Annotated in this window: 18 protein-coding genes; 6 read left to right on the forward strand and 12 right to left on the reverse strand. The window is 37.3% G+C overall.

What is annotated here, in order from left to right; all coding sequences use genetic code 11:
* The first annotated feature begins 46 nt into the window (after positions 1 to 46).
* Positions 47 to 946 carry a S66 peptidase family protein gene (locus JL102_RS02100; RefSeq protein ID WP_202242019.1) on the forward strand — a complete coding sequence of 300 codons (900 nt, stop codon included), beginning with the start codon at positions 47 to 49 and terminating at the stop codon, positions 944 to 946.
* Here JL102_RS02100 and JL102_RS02105 read toward each other — a convergent pair.
* Entirely contained in the window at positions 938 to 4,657 is a 3,720-nt protein-coding gene (locus tag JL102_RS02105; RefSeq protein ID WP_202242020.1) for a hydantoinase B/oxoprolinase family protein, read from the reverse strand. The genes JL102_RS02100 and JL102_RS02105 overlap by 9 nt on opposite strands.
* 80 nt (positions 4,658 to 4,737) lie before the next feature.
* Here JL102_RS02105 and JL102_RS02110 point away from each other — a divergent pair, with 80 nt between their 5' ends.
* Complete coding sequence (locus tag JL102_RS02110) at positions 4,738 to 5,361, forward strand: DUF4230 domain-containing protein (protein ID WP_202242021.1); 624 nt, start codon at positions 4,738 to 4,740, stop codon at positions 5,359 to 5,361.
* Here the strand turns inward: JL102_RS02110 and JL102_RS02115 are convergent.
* The 4 genes from JL102_RS02115 to JL102_RS02130 form a co-directional block, all read right to left on the reverse strand.
* Positions 5,353 to 5,853, reverse strand: coding sequence for a regulatory protein RecX (locus tag JL102_RS02115; RefSeq protein WP_237390313.1), 501 nt, complete (start codon positions 5,851 to 5,853; stop codon positions 5,353 to 5,355). The genes JL102_RS02110 and JL102_RS02115 overlap by 9 nt on opposite strands.
* A 71-nt stretch (positions 5,854 to 5,924) precedes the next feature.
* Positions 5,925 to 6,398: a YcxB family protein gene (locus tag JL102_RS02120; RefSeq protein ID WP_202242022.1), complete on the reverse strand. Its 474-nt coding sequence runs from the start codon at positions 6,396 to 6,398 to the stop codon at positions 5,925 to 5,927.
* Positions 6,399 to 6,435: 37 nt separating this feature from the next.
* Positions 6,436 to 7,293: a carboxylating nicotinate-nucleotide diphosphorylase gene (gene nadC / locus JL102_RS02125; protein ID WP_202242023.1), complete on the reverse strand. Its 858-nt coding sequence runs from the start codon at positions 7,291 to 7,293 to the stop codon at positions 6,436 to 6,438.
* Positions 7,294 to 7,355: 62 nt separating this feature from the next.
* Positions 7,356 to 7,787 (reverse strand): DUF4783 domain-containing protein, encoded by a 432-nt coding sequence (locus tag JL102_RS02130; RefSeq protein ID WP_202242024.1) that lies wholly within the window; start codon positions 7,785 to 7,787, stop codon positions 7,356 to 7,358.
* A 569-nt stretch (positions 7,788 to 8,356) separates the two neighbouring features.
* Here JL102_RS02130 and JL102_RS02135 point away from each other — a divergent pair.
* Positions 8,357 to 11,623 (forward strand): TonB-dependent receptor, encoded by a 3,267-nt coding sequence (locus tag JL102_RS02135; protein ID WP_202242025.1) that lies wholly within the window; start codon positions 8,357 to 8,359, stop codon positions 11,621 to 11,623.
* Between the two features lie 95 nt (positions 11,624 to 11,718).
* Positions 11,719 to 13,788 carry a polyphosphate kinase 1 gene (gene ppk1, locus JL102_RS02140; protein ID WP_202242026.1) on the forward strand — a complete coding sequence of 690 codons (2,070 nt, stop codon included), beginning with the start codon at positions 11,719 to 11,721 and terminating at the stop codon, positions 13,786 to 13,788.
* A 90-nt stretch (positions 13,789 to 13,878) separates the two neighbouring features.
* Here the strand turns inward: ppk1 and JL102_RS02145 are convergent, their stop codons facing one another.
* Both JL102_RS02145 and JL102_RS02150 read right to left on the reverse strand, forming a co-directional pair.
* Positions 13,879 to 15,105 (reverse strand): Pycsar system effector family protein, encoded by a 1,227-nt coding sequence (locus tag JL102_RS02145; protein WP_202242027.1) that lies wholly within the window; start codon positions 15,103 to 15,105, stop codon positions 13,879 to 13,881.
* A gap of 40 nt (positions 15,106 to 15,145) precedes the next feature.
* Positions 15,146 to 16,357: an NAD(P)-dependent oxidoreductase gene (locus JL102_RS02150; RefSeq protein ID WP_202242028.1), complete on the reverse strand. Its 1,212-nt coding sequence runs from the start codon at positions 16,355 to 16,357 to the stop codon at positions 15,146 to 15,148.
* A gap of 97 nt (positions 16,358 to 16,454) precedes the next feature.
* Between JL102_RS02150 and JL102_RS02155 the strand changes: the two genes are divergently transcribed.
* Positions 16,455 to 17,057, forward strand: coding sequence for a methyltransferase family protein (locus tag JL102_RS02155; RefSeq protein ID WP_202242029.1), 603 nt, complete (start codon positions 16,455 to 16,457; stop codon positions 17,055 to 17,057).
* Between the two features lie 21 nt (positions 17,058 to 17,078).
* Here the strand turns inward: JL102_RS02155 and JL102_RS02160 are convergent, their stop codons facing one another.
* Genes JL102_RS02160 through JL102_RS02175 form a run of 4 tightly spaced genes read right to left on the reverse strand, consistent with a single transcriptional unit; the run spans position 17,079 to position 19,768 of the window.
* Positions 17,079 to 17,300, reverse strand: coding sequence for a hypothetical protein (locus JL102_RS02160; protein WP_202242030.1), 222 nt, complete (start codon positions 17,298 to 17,300; stop codon positions 17,079 to 17,081).
* A gap of 21 nt (positions 17,301 to 17,321) precedes the next feature.
* Positions 17,322 to 18,863, reverse strand: a complete 1,542-nt coding sequence (gene gltX, locus JL102_RS02165) for a glutamate--tRNA ligase (RefSeq protein WP_202242031.1) — start codon at positions 18,861 to 18,863, stop codon at positions 17,322 to 17,324.
* 54 nt (positions 18,864 to 18,917) lie between these two features.
* Complete coding sequence (locus tag JL102_RS02170; RefSeq protein WP_202242032.1) at positions 18,918 to 19,391, reverse strand: hypothetical protein; 474 nt, start codon at positions 19,389 to 19,391, stop codon at positions 18,918 to 18,920.
* Positions 19,388 to 19,768 (reverse strand): Rid family detoxifying hydrolase, encoded by a 381-nt coding sequence (locus JL102_RS02175; RefSeq protein WP_202242033.1) that lies wholly within the window; start codon positions 19,766 to 19,768, stop codon positions 19,388 to 19,390. The genes JL102_RS02170 and JL102_RS02175 overlap by 4 nt, the downstream gene beginning before the upstream one ends.
* Positions 19,769 to 19,817: 49 nt before the next feature.
* Here JL102_RS02175 and JL102_RS02180 point away from each other — a divergent pair, with 49 nt between their 5' ends.
* Positions 19,818 to 20,474, forward strand: a complete 657-nt coding sequence (locus JL102_RS02180; protein WP_202242034.1) for a 3-hydroxyacyl-CoA dehydrogenase family protein — start codon at positions 19,818 to 19,820, stop codon at positions 20,472 to 20,474.
* A gap of 23 nt (positions 20,475 to 20,497) precedes the next feature.
* Here the strand turns inward: JL102_RS02180 and glmS are convergent, their stop codons facing one another.
* Complete coding sequence (gene glmS / locus JL102_RS02185; RefSeq protein ID WP_202242035.1) at positions 20,498 to 22,333, reverse strand: glutamine--fructose-6-phosphate transaminase (isomerizing); 1,836 nt, start codon at positions 22,331 to 22,333, stop codon at positions 20,498 to 20,500.
* Positions 22,334 to 22,335 lie beyond the last annotated feature (2 nt).

Raw genomic sequence — 22,335 nt, forward strand, 5'->3', positions numbered from 1 at the left:
ATTGAATACTTATATATAAAGCCCCGCTGGGGCTTTTTTTATACCCATGAATTTAAGACCACCATTATTACGAGCAGGAGATAAAATAGGTATTGTTTCTCCGTCAAGAATGATATTGCCAGAACAAATAGATCATGCTATTAATGTTTTTCAAGAATGGGATCTTGAGGTAATATTGAGTCCGCAATTATATGCCTCTGAAGGTTATTTTGCAGGAGCAGATGAAATTAGGAGAGCTGAAATGCAGAGCTGTCTTGATAATCCGGAGTTAAAAGCGGTGTTGTGTGCTCGAGGTGGGTATGGTATGACCCGTTTTATTGATGATATTGATTTTTCTGGAATCAAGAATTACCCTAAGTGGCTGGTTGGTTTTAGTGATATTACGGCTATGCATGTTGCACTCAATAATAATAATATAGAAAGTATTCATGGAATAATGCCTGCGCAGTTTGGTTATGAAGGTGTGTCGGAATCGGTAAGTAGCTTGAAGAAAATACTTTTTGAAGGAAGTGTTAAGTATTCAATTAAAGGATCTTATAGAAACAGACATGGAATAGCTAAGGCAGAAGTAATAGGAGGTAACCTTTCTTTGTTGGCGGACAGCTTGGGTACTGCAACGGAGGTGCAGGCCAAAGGGAAAATAATGTTGATTGAGGAAATAGATGAATATTTGTATAAAATTGACAGGATGCTTACACAATTAAGAAGAGCAGGTAAGTTTGATGATCTGGCCGGAGTTATTGTAGGAGATTTTTCGGGTGTGAAAGATACTACTATCCCTTTTGGAAAAAACATAAAGGATTTAATTGGGAGTCATTTTGAAAGTTACTCTTATCCTTTATGCTTTGATTTTCCTGCTGGGCATGAGCCTTATAATTTGGCCATCCCTTTTGGGCGTAGTTTGTCTTTTATGGTTAATGAAAATGAAGTGAGCCTACTAGAATGACTGACCATACCCTCCTCCGCCCGGTGTATACATTGATAATATATCTCCTGGCTTAACTTTTACTGAGTCACTAGGTAAGAGTTTCTTGACTTGAGCATGCTGTCTTAATTCTTGTTTTCCTGTCTGGCCACTATGGCCACCCTCTAGGCCGTATGGGGCCGTTTTCCTGTGCTGGGTGAGTACTGTTAAATTGAGTTTCTCTAAGAATTCAATTTCGCGAATAATACCATTACCTCCATTCCAGCGGCCTTTTCCTCCACTATTTTTTCTTATCTCAAATTTGTTGATCCTGACAGGATACCTGTATTCCATAATTTCAGGATCGGTTATTTTGGTATTGGTCATGTGCTGATGAACTGCATCTTTACCATGGAAACCTTCACCAGCTCCAGTGCCTCCACCTATGGTTTCGTAGTATCCGAATTGATCATTGCCGAAAAGAACGTTGTTCATAGTTCCTTGGCTACAAGCCGCCATATTTAGTGCTTTTAGCAGAGTGTCTGTTAATCTCTGACTTATTTCTGTATTTCCACCCACTACGGCAGGTGATTCTTTGCTGAAATCAGGATTGAGCAGGCAGTTGGGAAGCACAACTTGAATGTTTGAAATCAATCCTTCATTAAGTGGTAGATTCTCTGACATGCATAACCTAAGTACATAAAGCACTACACTATTTACGATGGCTTCCGTGGCATTCAGGTTTCCAGGGTGTGTAGCTGAAGTCCCTGTAAAATCAAAAATGGCTGATTCTGTTTCAAAGGCAATAGTACAATTCAACTTCGATTGATCATCTAGATATTCTGTGGCTTCAAAAGTTCTACCCGCTTTATCTGTTAATGAATTCCATAATTTGTTGTTTACATATTCTTTTAGCAGCTGCATGTAGTTTTTTATGGTGCTTACTCCATATTGAGTGCAGAGCTTTTGAAGTTCATTGACACCTGTTTTTAATGAAGCTACCCCTCCATGTAAATCTGCTATGTTTTCTTGAATAGATCGGGTAGGGAAACGTGCAGATTGAAATACATTAGTGATGTCTTCCCATAAATACTGGCCATTTTTAGCAAGATATTGAGGCTGGATAATCACACCTTCTTCTTCTAAAGTGGAGGCATCTGTAGGCATGGATCCTGGCGTTTTTCCGCCTATTTCTGCATGGTGAGCTCTGCTGGCTAAATATCCAACCAATTTTTCGTCAACAAAAACACCCGTAATTAAAGTGATGTCAGGCAAGTGTGATCCTCCATAAGCCGGGTGGTTAGTAATAATAATATCTCCTTCCTCCATAGGAAGATGCTGAATTACTTTCCTTACACAAATACCCATGCTACCCAGGTGAACAGGAATATGAGGCGCATTTACTATCAGGTATCCTTGATCATCTAAAAGGGCGCAAGAAAAATCCAGACGTTCTTTAATATTTACTGAAAAGGAAGTTCTTTCCAATTGGCTTCCCATCTTTTCAACTATGCCAGCATATCTGTTTTTGAAAAGCTCCAAATTTGCCTTCTCTGTTTCTGGCTTTAATGTGATTGAATCATCATTTTCTACTTTTTTTATAACGGCGTGATTATGAACATCCAGTTCAAAATGCCAGCCTTGCTCTATGAATAAAGTACAGTTATTACTTGTAATCACCGCTGGGCCGGTGATTTCTGCTCCAGAATGCATCCTTTCCCATATATAAAAATTAACTTCTTTTCTGCCCTTTTTAGTGAGGCATGATTGCGTTCCTTGGGCTTTTGGTGAATGCTTTTCAGCTGAATTATAGGATGAGGTTTCTTGAGGCGGTGTTATGGCTGCAATTATTTTGGCTGATTCCAGTTCGATATCCCGATTGCTGAGCCAGTGACCATATATAGATTTATATTTTTCTTTGAAAGCTTGCTTGTAATCTTGGGTAGAAGTAGCATCTATCTCTACTGTATTTTCCTGTCCTGCGTAGCGAAGGTAAAGTAACTGTGATTTTGTGAATATTTCAGTTTGACTGAACCCCTGGTCAATAAGCTTTTGCGTAGCTTGTGATTTTAATTGGTTCCAAGTATCCTCAAGTGTATCAATGGCTTTATCAAAAGGTTGTAGTATTTGTTTTTCGGTGAAATACTCAATATCGGCTTGGCTAATACCATAGGCACTAAGCAAGCCTGCATCATAGGGTACTATTATGGTTTTTATGTTTAGTAGGTCAGCTATGGCACAGGCATGTTGCCCTCCTGCTCCGCCGTAAGTGACCAATGCATAATCGGCTGGTGAATACCCTTTCCTAACGGATACTTTTTTAATAGCTTCTGCCATTTTTTCATTAGCTATTTGTAAGAAGGCTAATAGATTTTCGTCTGTAGGGTTAGTGATTTGACTTAGGGCTATTCTGGCTTTATCAGTATTTAGTGGAATGCTGAAGTTAGAATCAACCAATCTGCCGCATAACAGATTGAGGTCTGTAATGCTCACAGGTCCGCCGTCTCCATAACAAGCAGGGCCTGGTGATGAGCCGGCACTTTCCGGACCCACTTGCATTATATCATTTTTAATGTAACAAATTGATCCGCCACCTGCTGCTATGGTTTCTATCGCCAAACTTGGGCTTAAGATGTTCGCATCACCTACTTGTGTTTCATACTTATAATCGTATTTTTTATCGTAAATAGCTACATCAGTACTTGTGCCTCCCATATCAAAGGTGATGATTTGGTCGTAGCCCGATTTTTCTGCTATCGTTTTAGCTCCCACTATGCCCCCTGCTGGTCCACTTAAAAGGCTATCTTTTGGGGTAAAATGACTAGAATTAACTATAGCTCCAGCGCTGGTCATTATTCTTAAATGGCAGTTAATTAGCTTGTTAGTGATGCCAGAGATATAGTTCTCGATCACAGGCTGAAGGTAGGAATTAGCTATAGTAGTTTCGGCCCTGCTCAATATTTTAATATTTTGTGAAATATTGGAGGATGTGCTGATGAATTGAAAGCCTTTACTTTTAATTAATTGCTGAATTTTAAGTTCATGATCAGGGTTCTTATAACTGTTCATGAAGGCAATGGCAAAAGAGGTATCTTCTGGCAAATGACTCAGGTTTTCTGAAAATTTTTCTAATTCAGAATTCGTAATAGCTGTTAGCACATTTCCATACTTATCTATTCTTTCTGAGATCTCTATTACTTCTTTATATAAAGGTGTTGGTTTGATAATATTTAGAGCAAAAATATCAGGACGCTGCTGGGTGCCAATATTAATCAGATCTTTGAAACCTTTAGTGGTGATAAATACTACGGAAGCTCCTTTTCGCTCAAGCAATGCATTGGTTCCTTTAGTGGAGCCTAATCTCATATCTATAGCAGGGAAGGTAGCATCAAGTTCCGTGGCGGTGAGTATACGGGCTGCCAGTACAGGTACCTCTTCATTGGAAGTAATGGCAAAGTCATTGGGCAAGATATCTATCTCTTGATTAAGATAAATTATATTTTCTTTAAAATTGATAGATTCAATTAGCGCTGTCTGATTACTATTTGGCTGACTGAAGTGGTAATTTTTAAAAATATCAGTATCAATACTCCAGTTAAAGTCACCCCTAAAACTGTTAGGAGAGGTCTGTTCTAACACTTTGCCCTTCAGTCGGCTACTACTTAATATTTTTAGTCTACTGGTTTTACCATCAGGTGATATTGCTATGGAGTCAGTGAAGGTTCCTCCAGTATCAATGCAGATTTGCCACATATAAATTGTTTTAATGATCGCTGAAACAAAATTTCTTGTTAATATATTATACATTAGATGATAAAGAAAGTTATCAATTCATGAGAGTCCTTAGGTTATTAACATTTGTTTTGCCTTGGTTCTTGGTATTGCTATTAGGTAGTTGGCTGTATTTTGATAGCCTCACTGAGGAAGAACCAAAGACCATAATCAATAATAGTACTATGCTTGAGAAGGTGGAGGCACTCGGTAAAATGGAGCTAGTAAGATACAATTTCAAGGAGATTACTGAGCTTAAAGAGTTGAGCAAAGAATATTTCAGGCTTTTTAAATTGGGACCTGACTCCAAGATTGCACTTATTAGCGCAGGGCATGCTGTGGGGTGTATTGACCTTACTAAGGTGAAGGTGAATGATATTCTGGTAGCTAAGGATACTATATATTTGAGATTACCAGAGCCTGAAATCTGCTATTATAAGCTGGATATGGAAAATACTAGAATTTATGACATGCAGACTAATCCGCTAAAAGATCAAAAAGCTTTCATTCAAAAGGCGTATAAAAATGCTGAGCGTGAGATAAAAACGGCAGCAGAAAATTCAGGAATACTAGAGCAGACCAGAGCTAATGCAGAGTTGATTATGAAGCCAATGCTGGAAGAGATGAGTGGGAAAGTCGTAATCCTTACTGATGATATACCTGCAGCACGGGTGGAATTATATTGAATCCTCCATATCTCTGAGGATGTCCCATACCAGATCGGCTTCATAGCCTTTTTGTATAGCATGAGAGGCTATTTTCCTCTTTCGAATGTACTGATTAGTTTCTTTTAGAGCGCCGTTCTTTTTATTTATAATATCATGGAGGGCCTCTGAATAATCAGTTGGGTCGATCTCAGACATTCCTTTTCTTATACAATATTCTGATAAGCCGAGTTGTTTAAGGCCTTGTAGAATTTTTAATCGTCCCCATTTTTTCATTCGGAACTTGCCTCCAGCATAACTTCGTGCAAAACGCTCTTCGTTGATAAAGCCTTCGGTTATGAGGTCAGTAAGTACATCTTCTACTTCATGCTGTCTTAGGCCATAATCATAAAGCTTATCCCTTACCTGTTGCTGGGTTCTTTCCTGATAGGCACAGAAATCAGCCGCCTTTACCTTGGCTTCCTTCATGGTAAAGGTTCTCTTTCTTTTATTCTTGTCTTCAAAAGGCTCCATATGGCAGATAAAATAAAGGATCTTATGCTTGGTAGCTTAAGATCCTTTTTGTGTTGTATATAGAATGTTTTTTACTTCACCAATCCTTTTCTTTTAAGAATGCTCTCTACAAATTTTCTTTCATTCTCAGTGTTAAAAATTCTAAAAGGCAAATGGATAAGTTGGGCTTTATTTATCACCAACAAAATATAGTCTTTACCTACAGTTGCACTTTTTACTTGGTCCCATTTAATAGGCATACCCTGACGTGGGTTAAGTTTAATTAGCACTTGCTGACTGTTGATTTCATAGGAGAGTTTTTCAAATAGCATTTTGGTTTGCTCCATTTGTGTAACTCCTGTAAACTGGATAAGCCAGAATAAGAAATAAAGAACGAGAGCTATAGCGGCACCTATGAACCACCATGCATTAGGTATGATAAAATAACCTAAGCATATTGCCAAAGCTATTAAAAACACCCACCACTGCTGCTTTAGTATATTCACTAAACCTAGTTTAATATAAGTTCCGTTCTCCAGCTTATACTTTTTAGTCTTTACAATCATGATTTACTATTGAAAATAATTAAATGCGTAATTTTAGTTAGGTTGCTTTTAGGCTAATATCGAGGCTTTTAGCTGAGTGTGTAAGAGCGCCCACTGAGATATAGTCTACACCACATTCGGCTACTTCTCGTATGCTTTTTTCTGTAATTCCTCCACTAGCCTCGGTTTTATATTGGCCGTCTATGAGGCGAACGGCCTCTTTCATTACTGAGGGCATCATATTATCCAGCATGATAATATCTATATCTCCAGTGGCCAATACTTCTTTAACTTCATCTAAGTTCCTGGTTTCTATCTCTACTTTAAGAGACTTGCCAGTATCTTGAAGATAATTTTTAGTGGCATGAATGGCATTTTTAATACCGCCAGCATAATCAATATGATTGTCCTTAAGCATAATCATATCATATAAGGCAAAGCGGTGATTTTTAGCTCCGCCAATAGCCACAGCCCATTTTTCAGGAAGCCTGAAGTTAGGCGTAGTTTTTCTGGTATCGAGCAGTTGAGTTTGCGTGCCTTTAATAAGTTTGCAAAGGTGGTTCGTATAAGTAGCAATACCACTCATGCGCTGCAAACAGTTAAGTACAACTCGCTCGCAAGTTAATATTGAGCGTGCAGATCCCTTTACTATCAAACCAATATCTCCATTTTTCACTATATCTCCATCCTTTTTAAGAGGTATAACAGATAATGATGGATCAAAAAAGTTGAATATTTTAATAGCGAGCTCTATTCCGGCTAAAACGCCTTCATCTTTAATAAGCATTTTCGCTTCGCTTTGTGAGTCTTCAGGTATTGCGGCCAGAGAAGAGTGATCTCCATCCCCTATATCTTCATTAAGAGCGGTCTTAATGAAATAATTTATTGATTCTTCAGTCAGGTAGCTCAATTCCATCGTGCAAAAATAAAAAAAGCACCGATTTAATCAGTGCTTCTTTATTATAAATGACTTATTATCTATTCTTTGATGAAACTTATTTCATGTATTAGATACTTTCCTCCAGAATTTTTTATTCTTAGCCATACTCGGTAAGTCTGTTTATTAGAAATATACTGACCTATAGCATAGGGGAGGCCACCTTTTGAGGCTCCTTGATGTACTATGGTGAAGCTGGTGGGAGGGTTGTTCTTGAAAAAGTCTTTCATTACAAACTCAGCCTGAGTTTTGCTATAGCTTTGCATTTCATCATCTAACGTTACATCTACGTTTTGATTGAAGAATTTAGCAGTTTCTTTTGAGCTACCGGTTTTGATAGCTTCTTTAACATCATTGATAATATCACCCTGGGCAAGGCCCTCTAAAGATAAAATACCTACCAGTGTAAATGATAAGCCTAATACCACAATATATGTTTTTATATTATTCATTTGATCCATTACAGGTTTCATGTTCACTGTTAAACTAAAACTATGCCAAGTTAAGCATTTGACAGAATTTCCAAATTAATATAATCGACACTGGTAAACAACCTGCTTTTGACTAAATTTAAGTGCAGGTATATCTGATGGGTGTAGCCGTTAAATTAAAAAAGAAAAATTTTAGATTAAATTATTTTAACCACACAATACATCTATTATGTATATAAGTTATGGTTAGCTATAAGTAACCATTACAGATAAGTTTGGATGAGACAAGGTACATGGTTTACGTTAAAATTATAGGTGAAATTAAGCGCTTTTTCCCCTTTGCTATGGATATTAAAAAAACAGTTGATAAAAGATTGGATATTCATTTTACAGTATATTATCTTGGAGCCGCGTATCAAATAACCTACTAATTCTCATCCTATTGCATTAATATCTTCTTGATTCTTAACATTAAATTAACATTGGAGTGATATATTTTTCATTAAGATAAAATTTGCTGATTGACCAAACAGTTGGGAATAGTATATCTTTGCGACGCAAAAATTATTTATGTAATAAATTAATCTATTTTCAAACCAAACAAACAAGGAATGAAACAATTTTTACAATTGATTATCTTTTCATTGAGCTTTATAATGATTGCTCAGGTGGGATTTTCGCAAGGCGTCACCACAGCGGCCATTAACGGAAGGGTTGTTGATGCAAACAAAGAACCCCTACCGGGAGCTACTGTAGTTGCCGTTCATGTACCAACAGGAACCAAATATGGGGCTATAACCAATGTTGAAGGGTATTATTACTTTCCTACTGTAAGAGTAGGAGGGCCATATAAGATAACTTCTTCTTTTGTTGGGTATTCTGAAAAAATCAAAGAAGGAATTTCTTTGGCTTTAGGAGAAAAACTTGCGGTAGATTTTGTTATGCAAGATGAAAGTCAAACCCTCGAAGAGGTAACTATTACTGCGGATGTGGATGAAACTATGAACTCAGGAAGAACAGGAGCTACTACAGAAGTTTCAGAATCAACGATCGAAAAGAACCCATCTATTTCTAGATCAATAAGTGATTTTGCTAGATTAACTCCACAGGCAGCGCAAGGTGTTGGAAATGGTGGTACATCAATTTCAGGAAGAAACAGCAGGTATAATAATGTGACTATTGATGGAGCTGTAAATAATGATGCTTTTGGTCTTAATGCTGATGGGCAACCAGGCTCTAATGCAGGAACAGAACCAATAAGTCTTGATGCGATAAAAGAGGTTTCCATTCAAGTAGCTCCTTACGATGTAACACAAGGATCATTTACAGGAGGAGGAATTAACGCCGTAACCAGAAGTGGATCTAATGAGTTTGAAGGGTCAGTTTATTACTATACAAGAAATGAAAATTTGACAGGAAAAACAATAGAAGATAATCCTCAAAAGCAACCTCCTTTTTTTAATAAGCAATATGGATTTAGAGTTGGCGGACCACTTGTGAAAAATAAATTATTCTTCTTTACAAGTGTTGAGAAACAGAGGGAAGAAACGCCATTTACTGTAAACTTGGTTGATCAAAATACATTAGATAGATATGGTGATAATGTGCCTTCTAACGTTTCAAATATAAGTGTTGAAACAGCTCAATCGGTAAAAGATTATTTACTTGAGAATTATGACTATGATGCTGGAAGCTATGGAGCTTTCACCCCTAAGACTGAAAATACTAAATTGTTTGGGAGGCTTGATTGGAATATAAATAATAAAAATCAATTGACTTTAAGGCATAATTATGTGAAATCCTCACAAGATAATATATCAAGGAGTCAGAATGAGTTGCAATTCACCAATAATGGTTATGTAGCAGATTTTTTGAGTAATTCTACTATTTTAGAACTAACAAGTAGATTTAGTGAAAACATATCTAATAATTTAATCTTAGGTTACTCATCAGTAGAGAATATTAGAAATATAGAAGATCAGACTGCTGACAAATTATTTCCTCAAGTAGAAATAGATCTTTTTGATGGAACTACAATTCTTGCAGGAACTCAGAGAAGTTCAGTAGGGAATGAGCTCTATCAAGATATTTGGCAGTTAACAGATAATTTAACTATTTTCAAGAATAAGCACGTTATTACGGTAGGTACGCACAATGAGCTTTTTAAAATAAAAAATTCATTTGTGAATAGGTATAACGGGCATTATGAATATGATGGAATCGATAATTTTTTAAATAATTCTACAGACGGAAGAAACGGAAGGTTTAGAACAGCCTATTCCCTTGATTATTTTAATGATAGGTTCCAGCCTGTTGAGTTGAGTTTTTTACAAACAGGTTTTTATATTCAGGATGAATGGGAAGTTAGTCCAAACGTTAAATTAACAGGAGGATTAAGACTCGACATACCATTCTTTTTGGATGACCCTAGTTATAATCAGCAGTTTGATAATGATTTTGGTTTGGATACAAGAGATTTGCCTAGTGGTCAATTATTATGGTCTCCGAGAGTTGGATTCAATTACGATGTAAAGGGAGATAAGACATTACAACTGCGTGGTGGTGCTGGAATTTTTACAGGAAGAATACCATTTGTATGGGTTTCTAATCAATATACTAATTCAGGAGCAAGCTTTGGTTTGATCAGTGTGAGTGGCAGAGATGGTAATTCTGTGCCTTTAGCTCCTGACGGAAATAGAACTTTGGAGTATTATTATGCCAATCAGTTGGGGGTAGACGTTAATGATCCGGCTGTTGAAAATGCAATTCAAGAATTGATTTCTAGTGATGCAGGTGCTTCAGAAATTAATGTAATGGATCCGGACTATAAACTTCCACAAATTTTCAGAATGAATTTGGCCATGGATGTTAAGCTTCCTTATGGGGTTATAGGAACTGTAGAAGGTATATTCTCTAAAGGTATCAACGAAACTAAATATGAAAATATCAATTTGACGGATCCTGACGAAGTATTACCAGCGGAGGGAAATCGTCCGGTTCAATCTAGTCGTTTACAAAACCCTGAATTTGGAAATGTACTATTGATTACAAATACTAATCAAGGCTACCAGTACAGTATTAGTGGGGTTTTGAAGAAAACTTGGATGGATAAATTATCTTCATTCATAGCATATACGTATGGTGTATCAAAAGATGTTAACAGCGGAACACATACGACCGCATTGTCTGGATGGGAATATAACCCAACTCCGGGATATTCAAATGTATCTAACTTGAGCTATTCTCAATGGGACCTTAGGCACCGTGTGGTAGGTAATTTAAACTATACTCAAAATTGGAGTAATTTCACTTCAACTTCAATTGGTCTATATTATAATGGTCAATCAGGAGCACCATTTACATATATGGTTAACGGAGATTTAAACGGAGATGGAGCATATGGAAATGACCAGGCTTATATACCAGCAAGCCAGAATGAGATAATTTTGCAGCCTGGAGATGATGACAATAGAACGCCAGATCAGATATGGAATGAATTGAATGCATTTATTGAAGGTCATGATTATTTAAGGGAGAATAGAGGTAAAATTGCTGAGCGTAATGGTGCCAGAACGCCATGGTATAATAGATTTGATCTTCGAGTAATGCAGGAGTTTAAGGTGATGGTGAAAGATAAAAAGAACAGAATTCAGCTGACTATGGATATCGAAAATGTAGGAAATCTGTTGAATAAAGATTGGGGTCGAGCTTATTCCGTGAGTTATGGAACTTATAATCTTTTACAATTTAGAGGGATTGATGAAGCTACAGGTAGAGGAATATACAGATATTCAGATAGAGAGGATCCTTGGAATGTAGATAATTTAGCATCAGTCTGGAGAATGCAGTTAGGATTAAGATATATTTTCGGGAACTGATAATAAAACAATTTAATAACAAGAGGCTACTTCATCTTTTGAGGTAGCCTTTTATTTTTACTCAACTTTCATCAACTGTAATTGTTAGGAATAAAATGAAAGACACAGAAAAGTACTACGATAGAGAGCTGAGTTGGCTTTCGTTTAATAAACGAGTTTTAATGGAAGCGGCAGACGAGAGTGTGCCTCTCTACGAAAGGATTAAGTTTTTAGCAATCTATTCATCCAACTTAGATGAGTTTTTCAGGGTGAGGGTGGCTTCAATTAGAAGTATAGTTGATATTGATAAGAAAAAAATCAACAAGAAATTCAATAAGAAGTATAACAACAGTCCTAAGGAGATTCTTGAGAAGATTTTGGAGGTGGTTCATAATCAGCAGGAGGAGTTCGGAAGGATAAAACGAGAAGTTATCATTCCTGAGTTGAAGAAGGAAAAGATAGTTTTTTATAGGGATGAGCCGATCATCGAAGCCCACAAAGCTCCAGCTGCACACTATTTTAAGAGCAAAATTCTCTCATACCTACAGCCAGTTATCTTAACCAGGTTAAATAGCCAAACGCCATATTTGGATAACAGAGCTATTTATTTTGCTATTGTGCTTGAAAGCGAGGACGGAGAAATAGAATATGCTCACCTAAATATTCCTACTAATGACTTGCCGAGATTTGTAGAATTGCCTAAGCATGATGGCTATTATTACTATATCGCTATAGATGATATTATCAGGGAGAATTTAGGTTTTCTGTTTCCTAATTATAAGGTGCTTGGGGCATATACCGTAAAGCTGAATAGAGATGCGGATTTAAATATTGATGACGAGTATTCGGGCAATCTGGTAAAGAAGATTAGAAAACAGATAGAAAAACGGAACCTTGGGGTACCTAGTCGTTTTCTATATGACAGTGATATGCCGGATGAGCTACTTCAATTTCTGAAAGATAAGTTTGATTTAAAAGACGATGATGTGGTTCCTGGTGGTAAATATCATAATATGCATGATCTTTTCCAGCTTCCTAACCCTTTAAAGTCAAAGCTAGAAAATGAACCTTTGACAACTATTCGGAAGCAGCAGCTGGATAATTCAAAGTCAATATTTTCTGCTGTAGATGATGGGGATGTAATGCTTCATTTTCCTTACCAGAGTTATGATTATGTGCTTAGGTTGTTTAACGAGGCGGCACTAGATCCCGATGTAACGGAAATAAAGGCTACATTCTATAGGATAGCTGCTAACTCTTTCATTAGCAATGCTTTGATAAGTGCTGCAAATAATGGAAAGAAGGTTACTGTATTTGTAGAAATTAAGGCTAGGTTCGATGAGCAAAATAACCTAAGCTGGGCTGCGAAAATGGAAGAGGCAGGTATTACCATTATTTATAGTATTCCAGGACTGAAGGTGCATGCTAAGGTGGCATTGATAACCAAAAAGAATAAAGAAGGTGATAGTGTAAGGTATGGTTATTTTGGAACAGGAAATTTCAATGAAAAGACTGCCGAAATATATGCTGATGAAGCTCTTTTCTCTAAAAATGAGTTGCTAACGCAGGAGTTGGATAAAGTATTTTCTTATCTAAAATCTCAGGAGGAAATACCAGAATTCAATCATTTATTGGTTTCTCAGTTTAATATTGCCGATCGCTTTAAGGCCCTGATAGATCAGGAAATACAGAATGTTAAAGAGGGGAAAAAAGGTCATATAATTCTTAAATTAAATAACCTGCAAGATGATATCATGATAGATAAGCTCTACGAGGCTAGTCAGGCAGGTGTGAAAGTAGAATTGATAGTAAGAGCCATCTGTTGTATCAGAGCAGGTATACCAGGCCTAAGTGAGAATATTACTGTACGACGAATTGTAGACAGGTACTTAGAGCACTCAAGATGTTTCTATTTTTATAATAATGGTGAGGATATTTTATTTCAGGGTTCAGCCGACTGGATGAAAAGGAATTTGTACAGAAGGATTGAGGTTGTTTTCCCGATTTTGGATCCTAATTTGAAGGCTGAAATAATGCAATTGTTGGATATTCAGCTTAAAGATAATGTAAAGGCTTGCTACCTCGATAAGGATTTGAATAATATCAGAATACAAGATGACAAACCCAAAGTCCATGCTCAGATTGACTTTCATAAGTGGCTTGAAGCTAGACAAACCGGTGTTTAATATTTTAGTGCCAATTATATCTTTTTTCAACCTCTCCGAAGTCCTTGTTATCAAAAGTAAGGTCAGGAATGTGTAAAGATTAGGATGAGACTAGTGTTTTACAGGGAAGAATACGAGGGCAATGATAAAGGCAATTACAGAGGTGACAAAGCCAAACATAAAAATGGTATAGGATTTACGCAGCATTCTATATTTTTTACCTAATACTATACCTAGAAAATAAATGTCTTTGATCATGCTGCCGTATAAGAAATCAGAGTCTTTCATCATTTCCTGCATTCCCCACATGTAGTTTTCAAGCTCCATACTGTGGAAATTGCCAAAAAATAGAAGATTGGTTTTTCTGTTCTCAATATCTTCTCTGGTAAATTTCCCAGATGATATATTAGGCCTCGTAGCTAAAACAGCAAATACTATGGTGGTAAGACATACCGCGACCATCATTATGCCGGGTATAATCAGGTTCGGGTAATCATCCAGCTTACGAAATAGTAATGAAACCAGTACAGATAGTATAATGGAGTTAATGGAGATCATTATGTTAGCCTTATTATCTGCCATACCACTTAGGGCAAGGTGATTTTTAGAGGTTATTCTAAACATAGTCTCTATACCTCTGCTAGGCTTTTTTGCTTTTTTAACTTTAGCTTCTGGTTCAGGACTATTTTCTCCTTTTAATTTTTTTAGCTTTTCTTCAAGTCTTTTTATTTCATCTGATTTATAATCAGTGCAGTTTTCTTTGAGCCAAGTTATATTATCTTCCTTTTTCTTTTCCAGTACTTCAGTTCCGTATTTTGTGAAATATTTATGCTTGCCAATGAATTCCAGCGTTCTTAAGTACCAATCTTCAGGAGAAAAATTAACATCATGGATGGCTGCCAGTTCTTTTCTCAATGCTTCGGTTCTTTTCTGAAATTTAGTAGAGCTGAGGTGATATAAATCTGAATCACAAAGAATCTGGGCTGATACAGAATTAGGCTTTTGGGGCATCTCTGTGGATTTAATGAGTGACTCTACCATAGCAATATCTTCATCACTCATACCCCATTCACTGAGTTTTTCCCGCATTACACCGCAGCCACTTTCTTCGTGTTTTTCTTTTCCGCAGATGTACCCTACATCATGAAACCAAGCCGCTATTATTACTAGTTCCGTCTCTTTAGGCGTAAGCTTTTCTTTTGAGCATAAATCAGCCGCAGCTTCTACTACATCCCTGGTGTGCTCTAAGTTATGATAATGATACCCTTCGGGAAGTGTATTTAAGAGTTCTGTGGTATATACTCTGGATTTACAAATCAGTTCAGTTTCTCTGTACATTGGCCTAAATGTAGAAAAAATATTATTTCAGATCAAAAAATCAGTTGCCATCTACGTAACCTTGAAGATAAACATATTTGGTGGTTAATACGCCATCTTTTGCAATGGTAGCCCTTTCTATGATAGAATCGCTGTCATCTCCCAATAAATGAGGCAGTACGTTATCAATAAGCTCTCTTCCAAAATCCTGAGAGGCATTACGAGGAAGTTCGCAAGGCAGATTATCTACCGCCATTACTGTTATATTTCCTTCATCAGTAAGCGCTTGTTCTACTATGCCTTGGCTGGGTTCATAGTCATAGATAGGATCATCTATAGTGCTGGGCTGCTTGGTGGAAGGGATAGAACCTTCAATATCACAGGTGATATCCGCAATCACTTTTATTTTAAATTCAGGAGTGCAAATATCTTCTCGCTTGAATAGCGCTGGAGCTCTTGGATCCCAAAATGCTCCTGCAATGAGCATGTCTGCTTGTTCAGCGTAGGGAAGAAAGCTGCTTTCATAGTTCTCCGGATGCTTGAAGAAATCATCTCTAATGAAGTCAGACCCGTCTGATGGAGTATTATAATCACGACTGTTTAATTGTACAAACACAGGAAAATCAAAGGTTCGATATAGAAATTCAGCTGGAGATACCCTTCTTATTCCCATTCCCATGAGTACTTCCATCGCTCCTTTTGATACTCTGCCTCCGCCAGTCAGGGCAATTTTAATGGGAGGCAGTTTTACTTTTTTATATTCCGTTTTTAGATCATCCAAGTCAAAGCATTCATGAGCTCTTCTTATGTGGTACAAATTATATCGCTTGCCATAAGTCCATATACCATTGTACGCCCCCACTATGCCAGCATATCTTCCAAAAGCAACTATTCGCTTTCCCGTTTTATCTGTAAGTGTTTCGTAGTCTATTAACCTTATGTTTTTCTCTAATATGCCTTGTAGAAGAGCTCTGTTATAGGGTTGAGCTTTTATAGTATGAGAAAAGAAGAAATAGGTTTTATTCTCAATGAGATCTTTTATAGGTACCTCTTTTACCCCCATCAACACATCACAGTCGGCTACCGAATCTGTAACGGTAACTTGATTGGTTCTATATTCATCGTTTTCAAAACATCTTATATCACTCCGCTGGCAAAGTAGCTCAACATCAAATGTGTTTTTCACCTCTTTAGCTTGTGCCGGAGTAAACGGTACCCTGCGATCTACCGGAATCTTTCCTTCTTTTAATATCCCAATCTTTATGCTTGTCATGTTTTTTAAACGTAAAGGTTTAGCTAAATTGCTGCCTAACAAATATAAAATTTATCGCCTATAATCAATGGCGATGTTACTTTTTAGTAGTTTTAAAATGCCATTATATATACATTATTTGCTGTTGGTATTGGGGTGGCTGGTATACTTTGTATTGCATACTGGGCTGGCATCATTAAAGGTAAAGGGAAATATTATAAATACGACTGGCTTATCCCAAGCGGCCTATCGAATATGTTATAATATTATAGCGTTAATAGGAATTCTTGTTTTGTTGTTTTATAACGGCACCCTTGTTTCTCCTAAGTTAATTCCACAGATGGGGGTTGTTAAATATGTAAGTTTATTTTCTGCGGGAGTTGGTGTTATAATTATCAATGCTGCTTTTAAGCAATATAGTACAAGTGGATTTTTAGGATTGGCTAGAGAAGAGTCAGGAAAACTGAAGACCAAGGGCATTTTATCCTATATCAGGCATCCATTATACATAGCCACAATTCTAATTTTCATAGGATTTTTTCTGTATGATTCTCGTTTGGCTACGCTTATTAGTGTGCTCTGTGTATTTGTATATTTACCTGTAGGCATCTACCTTGAAGAAAAGAAGCTTATCAAAATTTATGGGGATGAATACAGAGCCTATAAAAAAAGGGTACCAGCACTGATACCCTTTTATAAAACGATCTTAGATAATTTCTAATTTTAAAATCGACCATTAAGCTTATTCTTCTTCATCAGACTTCTTAAGCTTGTCAAAGTCATCTCTATCTATGAGCTTTTTGTCTTCTACATTTTTATTAAGAAACTCATTGATCTTGTCGATATTAAAATTCGTCTGAATTTCTCCGAAAGAATCTATTTGAATATCGAAGCCTTTTAAATCAGGATTAACCTTTGGTTTGTCCTTTTTCTTATTGTCCTTATTTGATTCTTTCTTTGCCATAGCTCTAAAAGTTTAGTTTACCTATTTTACCGGTAACACTTCTATAGCCTTTTGAATTCGATCTGCAACATTCTGAGCACCTAAAATCTCTATGATCTCCATCAAATCAGGGCCACCACCTTTACCGGTTATTGCAAGTCTTACAGCTTGCATCACTTGTCCTAATTTAACGCCTTTTTCTTCTAAAATGTTATTTAGAATTTCCTTTGATGAGTCTGCAGTAAGTGTGTTTGCCTTCAAAAGCTCTGCTTTATAGTCGCTAAGTACATCTACAGCTACTTCTGTCCATTTTTTCTTAACCACACCCTCATCATACTCTTCCGGTAGGGTAAAGAAAAATTTACCTTCAGTCCAAATCTCTTGAGGGAAAGTCACTCGTTCTTTCATGGCACCACACACTCTTTCTAACTTCTCGGCTTCAAATGCAATATCGTTGGCCTCTAACTCTTGCTTGAGGTACTCACTAAGTTCTTCGTTAGATTTTGCTTTTAAATATTGTTGGTTATACCATTTGGCTTTCTCTATATCGAATTTAGCTCCTGATTTTCCTATTCTTTCAATAGCAAAAGTTTGTACCAGATCATCAAACGTGAATATTTCTTGCTCTGTACCCGGATTCCAGCCCAAAAAGGCCAAGAAGTTAACAAAGGCATCAGGGAGATAGCCGGTTTCTCTAAAGCCACTGTATGTTTCTGGGTTCCCGTCTTTACCAGGAAAAACTCCGCTAATAGGGAAGACAGGGAAGCCAAGCTTATCACCATCTCTTTTGCTTAGTTTACCATTCCCATCGGGTTTAAGTAGTAAAGGGAGATGGGCAAACTGGGGCATATTTTCTTCCCATCCTAAAAACTTATATAAAAGTACATGCAGAGGTGCTGATGGCAACCATTCTTCACCACGGATAACATGCGAAATTTTCATTAGATAGTCATCTACCACATTGGCAAGGTGGTAAGTTGGCATTCCATCTGATTTCATAAGCACTTTATCATCTATTGTTGATGAGTGTACCATGACCCAACCTCTCACCATATCATTGAGCCTTACCTCTTCTTTTATGGGGACTTTTAAGCGTATTACATAAGGTTCTCCTGCCGCAATTTTTTCTTTCACTTCTTCTTCAGACATAGTGAGAGAATTTCGCATTTGCATTCTAGTAATAGCATTGTACTGAGGAGTATTTACCCTAGCGGCTTTTAAGCGCTCTCGCATGGCATCTAGCTCCTCTGGGGTATCAAAGGCATAGTAAGCATTGCCTTCATCTATTAACTTTTGAGCATACTGAGCATACATACCTTTACGCTCAGACTGTCTATAAGGGCCGTATTCACCTTCTTTGTAAGGACTCTCATCAGGAATAATACCTATCCATTCCAAAGATTCTTTTATATAATCCTCTGCACCGGGTACAAATCGTGTCTGGTCAGTATCTTCTATTCGAAGGATCATTTTACCCTGTTTCTGTTTGGCAAACAGATAGTTATATAGAGCTGTTCTTACACCTCCTACATGTAGCGCTCCTGTAGGGCTGGGAGCGAACCTAACGCGTACTTCTTTGTCCATTTCTTTTGTGATTTCTGGCCAGCAAAAGTACAAAAACTTAATTAAGGATAATAATTAAGGAGTTAGGTTTAAAGTTCTGTTAATCAGGTTTCGGCTCATTTTTATCTGCTTATTGAAGTTTAAAATAGTTACAGTATAATTGGCCAGGCAAGCCGCAAAAGCTACACAAGCATAACCGTACTCTTTTTGGTAAAAAACAAAAAAGCAACTAACAAGCAGAGTGAATACACTCCAGAAAGATAAAAATAGAAAGGAGCTAAAAAATAAATTATATCTTAAGAAAATGATGCATCCGCGGCTGGAAGCTTCAATGCGGCCTACAATAAGTGGAAGGTAGTTTTGGGGATAGGTCACCTTACGTGAAATCCTGAACTTATCATGATGGACGTTACCTATGAAAAGGACACTGTTATTGTTCCTCTCCTGCATAAGGGTGGCAGGTTGGGTAACAGCTCTTAAAGAATGGGTTATTTGTTCTGCCGAAAGCGGCAGAACAAGAGTTTCACTTTTATGTGGGATAACTGTCATTTAACTGCTATGCAGGATATTTCAACATTAACATTTTTTGGAAGGCAGCTTACTTCCACCGTTTCTCTCGCGGGAGGGTTAGTAAGGAAGTATTTACCATAAATGGTATTTACCAGCTGGAAGTTATTCATATCACTTACGAAAATGCTACATTTAACTACATGATCAAAGGTTAGACCTGCTTCTGTAAGGATGTGCTCCAGGTTTTTCATTACCTGTTCGGTTTCTACTTCTATGTTATCGTTAATAATATTGCCTGAAGCTTGGTCAATAGCAATTTGACCAGATACATAAAGGGTGTCTTTAATCATTACAGCTTGGCTATAAGGGCCGATAGGTGCTGGAGCATTCGTGCTATTTACAATTGTTTTGCTCATAATGTCGGTTAGTTAGTGATTTATTTATTTTTGTATAAAACTGCAAATTATGGATTTATTAATAATAGGTAACGAAGAAAATGTTAATGATGTTGAGAGCAAGTTTAAGAATCTTCATACCTACACACATATCGATGAGGTTGAAAATCCGGATCTAAGTGATTATGACTTTGTCTTTGACTTTCAGATAGACGAAACTCCTGAACGGTTTAGTATTTATTCGCAGGAGCAAAAAGCAATCATTTTCATCAATACGGTGAAGGTTTCTTTAACTGAGCTTGCTTTTATTTATGGCCGCCCCCAAGGGCAGGTGTATGGTTTTGCTGGCATGCCTGGTTTTTTAGCTAGAGATCTTATGGAAGTTACTTCTTTTGATGAGGAACAATCTGGTGTGTTAAATGCTTGCACAAGCCTAGGTACGGACTGCCAATGGGTAATGGATAGGGTAGGTATGGTAACTCCCAGAATAATTTTTATGATTATCAATGAAGCCTATTATACGGTTCAAGAGGGTACTGCAACTAAGGAAGATGTAGATAAAGGCATGAAGTTGGGCACTAATTATCCTTATGGGCCTTTTGAGTGGGCAGAGAAGATAGGACTACAAAATGTATATGAAACGCTTGAGGCTCTGTATGAAGATACTAAAGAGGAGCGTTATAAAATATGCCCAATGCTAAAGAAAGAATATATGCTGGCTAGGTAAGCCAGCATATATCAATATATTTTTTATTCTACTGTAACAGACTTAGCTAGGTTTCTAGGCTGGTCAACGTTACACCCTCTCATTACAGCTATATGATATGATAATAACTGAAGAGGAATAACAGATACCATAGGCATAAGCGCTTCATCTGTTTTAGGCACTTCTATTACAAATTCAGCCATTTGTGGTATTAGAGCGTCGCCTTCTGTAACTACAGCTATCACTTTACCTTTTCTTGCTTTTACTTCCTGAATGTTAGATACTACCTTGTCATAAGAACTATCTCTGGTAGCTATAAATACTACAGGCATCTCTTCATCTATTAAAGCAATAGGGCCGTGCTTCATTTCTGCGGCAGGATACCCTTCTGCATGGATGTAAGAAATTTCTTTAAGCTTTAGTGCTCCTTCCAGAGCTACAGGGAAATTGTAGCCTCTTCCTAAGTAGATGAAGTTACGGGCATTCTGAAATCTTTCAGAGATAGCTTTGATTTGATCATCAAGCTTTAAAGCCTTTTCTACTTTAGCAGGAATATTTTCAAGCTCCACTAAAAGTTCATGATATCTTCTTTCTGTGATAGTGCCTTTTTGATGAGCTACTCTAAGAGCAATCATATTAAGTACAGTAAGCTGAGCAGTAAAAGCTTTTGTACTAGCTACCCCAATTTCAGGACCAGCGTGAGTATATGCGCCTTCATGAGATATTCTTGAAATAGATGAACCTACTACGTTGCAAACACCGAAAATAATGGCTCCTTTAGATTTTGCCAGTTCAATAGCGGCCAAAGTATCTGCGGTTTCTCCTGATTGAGAAATAGCAAAGACCACATCTCCTTCATTGATTACCGGATTACGATATCTGAATTCGGAAGCATACTCTACCTCTACAGGAATACGACAGAATTCTTCGAAGAAATACTCTGCTACAAGCCCAGAATGCCATGAAGTACCACACGCCACAATTATAATTCTTTCTGCGTTCACCAGCTTATTAGCATATTCTCTAATACCTCCAAGAACCAGGCGGCCCTCATTGGCACTGAGTCTTCCGCGCATACAATCTCCAATGGCTCGGGGTTGCTCGAAAATTTCTTTTAACATGAAGTGCTCGTAACCACCTTTTTCAATGGCTTCCAGCTCCATGTCCAGAGTTTGAATATAAGGCGTGCTAGGCACATCTTGAGTATTTTTCAGTTTAAGCTCATTGTTATCTATGATAGCTATTTCATAATCATTAAGGTAAACTACTTCATTAGTATACTCAATGATAGGAGTAGCATCAGACGCTAAGAAAAATTCGTCTTTTCCTACGCCAATAACTAAAGGACTCCCTTTTCTGGCAGCTATAAGCATGTTAGGGTTGTCCTGAGACATGATAACGATAGCATAGGCTCCTACAACTTTGGTCAGAGCCAATCTTACGGCTTCTTCTAGAGAGCAATTATTGTTTATTTGAATATCTTCTATGAAGTGAATAAATACTTCAGAGTCAGTTTCACTAAGAAATTCATGTCCTTTTTTCACAAGCTCTTGCTTAAGAACGCTGTAGTTTTCAATAATACCATTATGTATTATAGCTAGATTCTTGGAGCGAGAATAATGAGGGTGAGCATTGGTATCATTAGGCTCACCATGCGTAGCCCAGCGTGTATGACCTATGCCTATGTGGCTATTCAAATCTTCTTCAGAGAGAGTTTTTTCAAGGTCTACCACTCTTCCTTTTTTCTTGTATACATTAAGGCCGTTATTATGTAAAGCAATACCGGCGCTATCATAGCCACGATATTCCAGCCTTTTAAGTCCTTTAATAATCACCTCATGAGCCTGCCTCGACCCTACGTAAGCAACAATGCCACACATAT

The sequence above is a fragment of the Fulvivirga sediminis genome (assembly GCF_016757215.1).
Lineage (GTDB): Bacteria > Bacteroidota > Bacteroidia > Cytophagales > Cyclobacteriaceae > Fulvivirga > Fulvivirga sediminis.